The sequence below is a fragment of the Actinoplanes sp. NPDC024001 genome (assembly GCF_040638955.1).
Classification (GTDB): Bacteria; Actinomycetota; Actinomycetes; order Mycobacteriales; family Micromonosporaceae; genus Actinoplanes.
On the sequence record NZ_JBEZZB010000284.1, the window covers coordinates 1 to 8000 of the forward strand.

Annotated in this window: 7 protein-coding genes; 6 read left to right on the forward strand and 1 reads right to left on the reverse strand. The window is 70.5% G+C overall.

Annotated elements, in window-relative coordinates; all coding sequences use genetic code 11:
• Positions 1-560: 560 nt before the first annotated feature.
• The gene (locus AB0F81_RS49440; protein ID WP_360211098.1) at positions 561-1043 is read right to left on the reverse strand and encodes a hypothetical protein; all 483 of its coding nucleotides are present in this window, start codon (positions 1041-1043) and stop codon (positions 561-563) included.
• On the opposite strand from AB0F81_RS49440, the gene AB0F81_RS49445 reads away from it, so the two are divergent.
• The 6 genes from AB0F81_RS49445 to rhaI form a co-directional block, all read left to right on the forward strand.
• On the forward strand, positions 1030-1686 hold the full coding sequence (locus AB0F81_RS49445; protein ID WP_360211100.1) for a DUF3618 domain-containing protein: 657 nt from the start codon (positions 1030-1032) through the stop codon (positions 1684-1686). The two genes, AB0F81_RS49440 and AB0F81_RS49445, sit on opposite strands and share 14 nt — an antisense overlap.
• A gap of 660 nt (positions 1687-2346) precedes the next feature.
• Positions 2347-3375, forward strand: a complete 1029-nt coding sequence (locus AB0F81_RS49450) for an autoinducer 2 ABC transporter substrate-binding protein (protein WP_360211102.1) — start codon at positions 2347-2349, stop codon at positions 3373-3375.
• A complete protein-coding gene (locus AB0F81_RS49455) occupies positions 3375-4880 on the forward strand; it encodes a sugar ABC transporter ATP-binding protein (RefSeq protein ID WP_360211104.1) in 1506 nt (501 codons plus the stop codon). Before AB0F81_RS49450 ends, AB0F81_RS49455 begins: the two co-directional genes overlap by 1 nt.
• Entirely contained in the window at positions 4877-5884 is a 1008-nt protein-coding gene (locus AB0F81_RS49460) for an ABC transporter permease (RefSeq protein ID WP_360211106.1), read from the forward strand. Before AB0F81_RS49455 ends, AB0F81_RS49460 begins: the two co-directional genes overlap by 4 nt.
• Positions 5881-6939, forward strand: coding sequence for an ABC transporter permease (locus tag AB0F81_RS49465; protein ID WP_360211108.1), 1059 nt, complete (start codon positions 5881-5883; stop codon positions 6937-6939). The genes AB0F81_RS49460 and AB0F81_RS49465 overlap by 4 nt, the downstream gene beginning before the upstream one ends.
• A partial coding sequence (gene rhaI / locus AB0F81_RS49470; RefSeq protein ID WP_360211110.1) for an L-rhamnose isomerase occupies positions 6936-8000 on the forward strand: 1065 nt, incomplete at its 3' end. The genes AB0F81_RS49465 and rhaI, both read left to right, overlap by 4 nt.

Genomic DNA, 8000 nt, shown 5'->3' on the forward strand with positions numbered 1-8000 from the left:
GCCAAGCCGGGAGCGGGCACCGCCAAGCCGGGCCCCTCCCCCGCCGGCCTGGACAAACCCGGCCCGGTGGCCACCCCGTCCGCCGGCGCTCCGGGCCGGCCCTCGCCAGGCGGCCCGGCAGCAACCGGCACCGCAGCGTCCCGGCCGGCAACGAGCGGGACGGCCTCCAGCGGAACCACGACAGGCGGTTCCGCAGCAGGCCAACCGTCAGCGAGCGGGACCACAGCAAGCCATCCGACCCCGAGCGGGTCGGCCGCCAGCGGGACGACGGCAAGCCATCCGGCTCCGAGCGGGTCGGCCGCCAGCGGGACGACGGCAAGCCATCCGGCTCCGAGCGCGACGGCCGCCAGCGGGGCGACGGCAAGCGGCGCCACAGCGAGCCGGCCGGCAGCAGGTGGACCGGCCTCGAGCGGGCCCGCGCCGGGTCACAACAGCGGTGTGCCGAACAACGAGGCCGCATCCGGTCAGCAGCAGACGCCGGCCGGAGCGAAGCCGGGCCACAGCGGCAGCTCGTCGAGCCATCCGGCGCCGAAGTACAGCGCCGGCGGCACCGCGCAGCCTCACAGCGGCAGCACGGCACAGCATCGAGCTGACGACCGCACGGCGACAGCGAAAGAGGCCAGCGGGATGAAGCCGGCGGAGACCACTACGGCGACCGCGAAAGCGACCGGCGGCACGAAGCCGGCCGAGACGGGAACGACGACCGGCAGCACCACGGCGGCGGGCCGCACCGCATCAGCGGACAGCTCACCAGCGGGCGGCAGCACCGCAGCGGTCCACGCGGGCGGCAGCACCACGGCGGCGGGCAGCACGATGGCAGGCGTCAGCACCGCGGCAAGCGGGAGCACCGCAGCGCGCGGCACCACGGCGGGCGGCAGCACGCCAAGCGGTAGCGCCGCGAGCGGTAGCGCCGCGAGCGGTAGCGCCGCGAGCGGTAGCAACAGCACAACCGGAACCAACGCTGCGACGGGCGGCAGTTCCGCAACGCGTAGCGGTGCCACGCCGGCCGGCGGCACGACGTCGTCCGCCATGCCGGCGGACACGCGGCCGACCAAGGGCGCCGGCAGCAGTGCGGTAGCGGGCGGCCAGAGCACCGGCACCACCGCAGGTGCCAGCGCCGGCTCCAGCTCCGGCTCCGGCTCCAGCTCCGGCCCCGGCTCCGGCTCCGGCTCCGGTCAGGCTGCGCGCCCGGATGCCACCCCGGCGCAGAGGCCGCGGATCGGTGAGCCGGGCACCTACCTGACGACGCCGGTGCACACCGAGACCGGGATGCCGAAGTCGGCCCCGCACCTCAACACCGAAGAGGCATACGCGGCGCGCGAGGCCGCCGCCAAGGAGCGCGAGGCCGCAGCCAGGGAGGACGAGCCGAAGAACGGCGGCGGCCCGAAGACCGCCGACGAGTTGAAGGCCGAGATCGAGCGCACCCGGGCCGAGATGGGCGAGACCGCCGCCGCCCTGGTCGCCAAGGTCGACGTGCCGGGCCGCGTCAAGCAGTCCGCCGCCGAGACGAGCACCCGCCTCGTCGCCTCGGCCGCCGACACCGCCGAGCGGGCCGGCGCCGCGATCGGTGAGGTGCCCCGCCGGGTGTCCGCGGATCCGCAGCGCTACGCGGTGATCGGCGCAGCGGTCGCCGCCGCGGCCGCCGGCATCGTGCTGATCCGCCGGAACCGTCCGGGCCGTCGCTAGACAGCTTCCGCAGTCGAGGCCCGCAGCCGGCAGGCGAACGGAAAGGCGACTGCGAACGCACTGCCGCCCGGCAGCCACTGACCGGCCTGCCGGACAGCGATGCGGTCATATGCTCCGAAGCCGCTACGCCTGTAGCGGGTGTGCATACACCCGCTACAGGCGTAGCGGCGTTTGCTCACTGTTCCCCGACGCCACCCGATCGGCACCGCGAGCAGCCATCCGCAACACCGCGCAGGGCTGTGAAGTAGGCAAAGCGATGCGGTCAGCTAGAGGAACGACTGATCGGCAGCAACGAACCGGGCAGCCGGGGAAACGCGCTGATCAGCTGGAACGAAGCAAGCAGCCAGGACAGCGGGAACGAATCGGGCAGCCCGGGGAAACGCACCGATTCGCCGGAACGAAGCGAACCGCCGGAAGAACGGCTGATCGGCCGGAACGGCGAGCCGCCGGGGAAACTCGCTGATCGGCCAAGGCGAAGCGGCCCGCTCCCACGACCGCCCACCCGGCGCCAATCTTGAAACGTCTCACTCTGCCGCAGCCACTCCCGAGGTGACCCTTCCGATCCCAAGCGAATCAACTATTGACCCTGCGCTAACACCCTCGTAACGTGAGTCACACCTCGGATAGAACGTTTCAAGAGCCCTTTCCTCAGGAGGCGTCATGCGCCCTCGGTTCGCCGCTGCCGTCGCGCTCACCGCGACGGCCGCCATAGCGCTCACCGGTTGCACCAAGAAGAACGACACCGACACCGCGGGTGCCGGGAACGAAGGCGACAAGACCTACAAGGTCGCCTTCGTCCCGAAGCTGCAGGGTGTCCCCTACTTCGAGGCGATGAACGCGGGCGGCAAGGAGGCCGCCGCCGCCCTCGGCAACGTCGAATGGCTCTACCAGGGCCCGACCCAGGCCGACGCCGCCGCGCAGGCCGACATCGTGCGCTCCTACATCCAGCAGAAGGTCGACGCCCTGATCGTCGCGCCGAACGACCCCGACAGCATGGCCCCGCTGCTGCAGCAGGCCAAGGACGCCGGCATCCACGTCGCCACCGCCGACACCGACGCCCCGAACAGCGTCCGTGAGGTCTTCGTCAACCAGGCCACCGCCGAGGGCATCGGCACCAGCCTGACCGACTCGCTGCTCAAGGCGATGGGCGGCAAGGGCAAGTACGCGATCGTCTCCTGCGGCCAGACCGCCGAGAACCTGAACTCGTGGATCGAGGTGCAGAAGAAGGTCACCGCGGAGAAGTACCCGGAGGCTCAGATCGTCGACATCGTCTACGCCGGTGAGGACCAGGCGAAGGCGACCCAGATGGCGACCGACCTGATGAACGCGCACCCCGACCTGACCGGTCTGGTCGGCGAGTGCACGTCGAGCGCGCCGGGTGTGGCGCAGGCGGTCAAGGACGCCGGCAAGATCGGCAAGGTCTTCACCGTCGGCCTGGGCACCCCGCAGGCGATGAAGCCCTACCTGCAGGACAAGTCGTCGACCGCCGCGATCCTCTGGGACGTGGAGAACCTCGGCTACCTGACCGCGTGGGCCGGCGCCCAGATCGCGCAGGGCAAGCCGTTCGGCGCCACCAACAACGTGTCGAGCGAGCTGTCCGCGGTGGAGTACACCGAGGCGGACAAGATGCTGCTGCTCGGCCCGCCCCTGCAGATCACCGACCAGAACGTCGACCAGTTCAAGTACTGATGACCGACAACGACCAAACCCCCCGGCTGCGCCTGACCGCTGTGGGCAAGCGGTTCGGCGCGGTCCGGGCCATTCAGCACGGCGATTTCACCGTACGGGCGGGCAAGGTCCACGCCCTGGTCGGGGAGAACGGCGCCGGGAAGTCCACGATGATCAAGATCGTGGCCGGGGCGGAGATCGCCGACACCGGCACGATCGAGTGGGAGGGCGCCCCGGTCCGGATCCACTCCACCACCGACGCGATCGCTCTCGGCATCGCCACGGTCTACCAGGAGCCGCAGCTGTTCGCCGAGCTCACCGTGGCGGAGAACATCTTCCTCGGCAAGGAGCTGAAGAAGAGCGGAAGGGTCGACTGGGCGGCGCAGAACGAGCGGGTGGTCGAGCTGCTGGAGCTGCTCGGCCTGCCGGCGCAGTACGCGACCGCCACCGTCGGCAACCTGTCGATCGCCGAGCAGCAGCAGGTGTCGATCGCGAAGGCGCTCTCCGGCGACGCGAAGGTGCTGATCCTCGACGAGCCGTCGGCGATCCTCACCGACGCCGAGATCGAGGTGCTCTTCGACGTGGTACGCCGCCTCACCGACTCGGGCGTGGCGGTCGTCTACATCTCGCACCGCCTCGACGAGCTGTTCCGGATCGCGGACGAGGTGACCGTGATGCGGGACGGGCGCACGATCGGGACGTACCCGATCGGTGAATTGAGCGTGCGGCAGATCGCCCACCTGATGGTGGGTGAGGAGCTCTCCGACGCCCGGCCGCACCGGGTGGTCCCGCAGGGACCGGCCGTGCTGGAGTTGCGCGGCCTGACCCGGGCCGGGAAGTTCCGCGACGTCGACGTCGCCGTGCGCAGGGGCGAGATCGTCGCCCTGTACGGGCTGGTCGGCAGCGGCGTCTCGGAGATCGCCGCCTGCGTCTACGGCATCGACCGGGCGACGAGCGGGGAGATCCACATCGAGAACAAGCAGATCCAGCCGCGATCGCCGGGCCACGCGCAAGAGCTGGGCGTCGCGCTGCTGCCGGCGAACCGCAAGCACGAGGGGATGTTCGGCTTCCAGTCGATCGCCTTCAACATCTCCGCGGGCCACCTGAAGCTGCTGTCGCGGTTCGGCATGTTCATCGACCGGGCGCGCGAGACCACGGTGGCGACCGGCCTGATCAAGCGGCTCGCGGTGAAGACGCCGAGCGAGCGGCAGCCGGTGAACGCGATGTCCGGCGGCAACGCGCAGAAGGTGGTGCTGGCCCGGCAGCTGGTGGAGCGGCCGAAGGTGCTGATCCTGGCCGAGCCGACCCAGGGTGTCGACGTCGGCGCCAAGGAGGAGATCCACCGGATCATCACCGAGCTGGCCGAGGAGGGCACCGCGGTGCTGGTGGTCACCTCGGACCTGCCGGAGGCGCTGCGCATCGCCGACCGCATCCAGGTGGTGCGCGGCGGGACCACGACCGAGGAGTTCGGTCCGGATGCCAAGCAGGTGGACCTACTGGCCGCGGCCGCGGGAGGCAGCGAATGAGCGTCACGACCGCGGAGAAGCCCGCCGTGCGCACCAAGCAGCGGGTCCTGCCGTCCCCGGTGACCGGCCAGGAGATCGTGCTGGTCGGCGTGATCGCGCTGCTCTGGGTCGCGCTCTGGATCAGCACGCCCGCGTTCATGACCGCCGGTTCGATCCAGCCGCTGCTGGTGGCGACCGCGCCGGTGGCCCTGGTCGGGGTCGGCATGACCATCGTGATCATCACCGGCGGCATCGACGTGTCGGTCGGCGCGGCCATCATGGTCTGCTCGGTCCTGACCGCGAAACTGCTGGTCAACGCCGAGGTGAACCTCGCCGTCGCGGTTCTCGTCTCGGTTGCGGCGGGCGGCGCGCTCGGGCTCGTCAACGGCGTGCTGATCGCGTACGGCCGGGTGCACGCGATCATCATCACCTTCGGCACGGCGAACCTGTTCCTCTTCCTGGGCCTGCAGATCTTCGGCTCCGGCACGGTGAACGGGATCCCCGCCACCCTCGCCTTCTTCGGGCGTGGACCGGACGGCCGTACCCTCGGCATCCCGCACGCCTTCCTGATCACGCTGCTGCTCACCGCGGCGGCCTGGTGGTACCTGCGGCACACCGCGGGCGGCCGGCACTTCTTCGCCATCGGCGGCGACGCCCAGGCGGCACGGCTGGCCGGCGTACGGGTCCAGCGCCGGGTCCTGCTCGCCTACGTGCTGACCGGCCTGCTCGTCGGCCTCGCGTCCTGCTTCGTGATCGCGCAGGGCACCTCGACGCTGGACCAGTCGGTCGGCTCGGGCAAGGAGCTGGCCGTGATCGCCGCCGTCGTGATCGGCGGCACCTCGATCATGGGTGGCCGCGGCTCGGTGCTCGGCACCCTGCTCGGCGCCCTGCTCGTCCAGTCGGTCGCCTCCGGGGTGACCCAGCTGGGCTGGAGCTCGCAGCTCTCCGACCTGTTCGTCGGCATCTTCATCATCGTGGCGGTCGGCGCCGACCTGCTGCGCGCCCGGGCGAGGAGGTCCCGATGACCGCCACAGCGGCACCGGTCCGGCAGCGGCCGGACATCCTGAAGATCCTGCTCACCCAGCGGATCCCGTTGCTCGCGGTGCTGATCGTGATCGTCGTGGTGACGTTCTTCATCAACGACGCAGGCGGCTACCTGACCGCGCCGTACGACTTCGACTACATGTCCGCGGCGCTGATCAACGCGGTGCCGCTGGCCATGCTGGGTCTCGCCGAGCTGCTGGTGATCCTCTCCGGGCGCGGCGGCATCGACCTGAGCGTCGGCGCGATCGTGTCGCTGGCCGGCATGGTGTTCGGCTTCGCCTACGGCGAGTGGGGCTGGCCGCTGTGGCTGGCGATCCTGGCGACCGCCGGGTTCGGGGCGCTGTGCGGCGCGGTCAACGGGTTCCTGGTGTCCTACATCGGGTTCCCGGCGCTGATCGCGACGCTCGCCACCTACTACGGCTACAAGTCGATCGCCATCGTGATCAACAGCCAGCAGCCGATCAGCACGCCGCCGATCCAGGACCTGTTCTCGCTGAGCAAGTCGGTGGAGCTGCCGCTGTTCGGGCAGTACATCCCCGACGTACCCCTCGGGATCTTCACCTTCCTGCTGCCCACCGTGGTGGCGGTGTGGCTGCTGCTGGCGCGCACCGCGTACGGTCGCCGGCTCTATGCGATCGGCACCAACGACGTGGCGGCGCGCTGGTCCGGTCTCCCCGTGCGCGACACGCGCTTCAAGGCGTACGTCTATGCGGGTCTGATCTCCGGCCTGGTGGCCGTGGTGACCGTCGCGCAGTTCGCCTCCGCCCGCCCCGACGCGGGCGTCTCGGGCAGCGGCATGGCGCTGCCCGCCATCACCATCGCCGTGCTCGGCGGGGTGGCGATCACCGGAGGCATCGGCAGAGTCGCCGGCGTCGTCCTCGCCACGCTGCTGATCGTCTGGCTGAACGCCGGCATCCTGCTGGCCTTCGTCGGCAACGAGGGCGCGCAGTACCAGCTGCTCGCGCTCGGCACGGTGCTTGTTTTCGCGGCCCTGCTGAACGGGCTTACGAACCGACGGTACGGAGGTACCTCATGATCCGCCTCGACGAACTGGACGACTTCACGGTCGAGGTGCCCAGCTGGGCTTACGGCAACTCGGGCACCCGGTTCAAGGTGTTCGCCCGCCCCGGGGTGCCGCGCAACCCGTACGAGAAACTGTCCGACGCCGCGCAGGTGCACCGCCTGACCGGCCTGGCGCCGCGGGTCTCGCTGCACATCCCGTGGGACCTGGTCGACGACTGGTCCGACCTGAAGGCGCACGCCGACAAGCTGGGCGTGAGGATCGGCGCGATCAACTCGAACCTGTTCCAGGAGGACGACTACCGGCTCGGCTCGCTCTGCCACCCGGACGCCGCGGTGCGCCGCAAGGCCGTCGACCACCACCTGCAGTGCCTGGACGTGATGCGCCAGACCGGCTCGACCGACCTGAAGATCTGGCTGCCGGACGGCCTGAACTACGCCGGGCAGGACTCGCTGCGCGGCCGCCAGGACCGGCTCGCCGAGTCGCTGCGCACGATCTACGACGCGCTCGACGACACCATGCGGATCCTGCTGGAGTACAAGTTCTTCGAGCCGCACTTCTACAGCATGGACATCCCGGACTGGGGCACCTCGCTGGTGCACTGCCTGGCGCTGGGCGACAAGGCGACCGTGGTGCTGGACACCGGCCACCACGCGCCGGGCACCAACATCGAGTTCATCGTGATGCAGCTGCTGCGGGTGAACAAGCTGGGCGCGTTCGACTTCAACTCGCGCTTCTACGCCGACGACGACCTGATCGTCGGCTCGGCCGACCCGTTCCAGCTGTTCCGGATCATGGCGGAGATCGTGTCGCAGGGCGCGCACCGCCCGGCGTCCAAGGTCAACTTCATGCTGGACCAGTGCCACAACATCGAGGAGAAGATCCCCGGCCAGATCCGGTCGGTGCTCAACGTCGAGCAGGCCCTGGCCAAGGCGCTGCAGGTGGACCAGGAGGCGCTGGCGGCCGCGCAGCGTGACGGCGACGTGCTCGGCGCGCACGCGGTGCTGATGGACGCCTACGAGACCGACGTGCGGGCGGCCCTCGCGGACCGGCGCGAGGCGCGCGGCCTGCCGCGC

Bases quoted from the DNA above. Each gene is read 5' to 3' on its own strand.
- AB0F81_RS49445 (WP_360211100.1), top strand. From the start codon at position 1,030: ATGCCGGCGGACACGCGGCCGACCAAGGGCGCCGGCAGCAGTGCGGTA.
- AB0F81_RS49450 (WP_360211102.1), top strand. From the start codon at position 2,347: ATGCGCCCTCGGTTCGCCGCTGCCGTCGCGCTCACCGCGACGGCCGCC.
- AB0F81_RS49455 (WP_360211104.1), top strand. From the start codon at position 3,375: ATGACCGACAACGACCAAACCCCCCGGCTGCGCCTGACCGCTGTGGGC.
- AB0F81_RS49460 (WP_360211106.1), top strand. From the start codon at position 4,877: ATGAGCGTCACGACCGCGGAGAAGCCCGCCGTGCGCACCAAGCAGCGG.
- AB0F81_RS49465 (WP_360211108.1), top strand. From the start codon at position 5,881: ATGACCGCCACAGCGGCACCGGTCCGGCAGCGGCCGGACATCCTGAAG.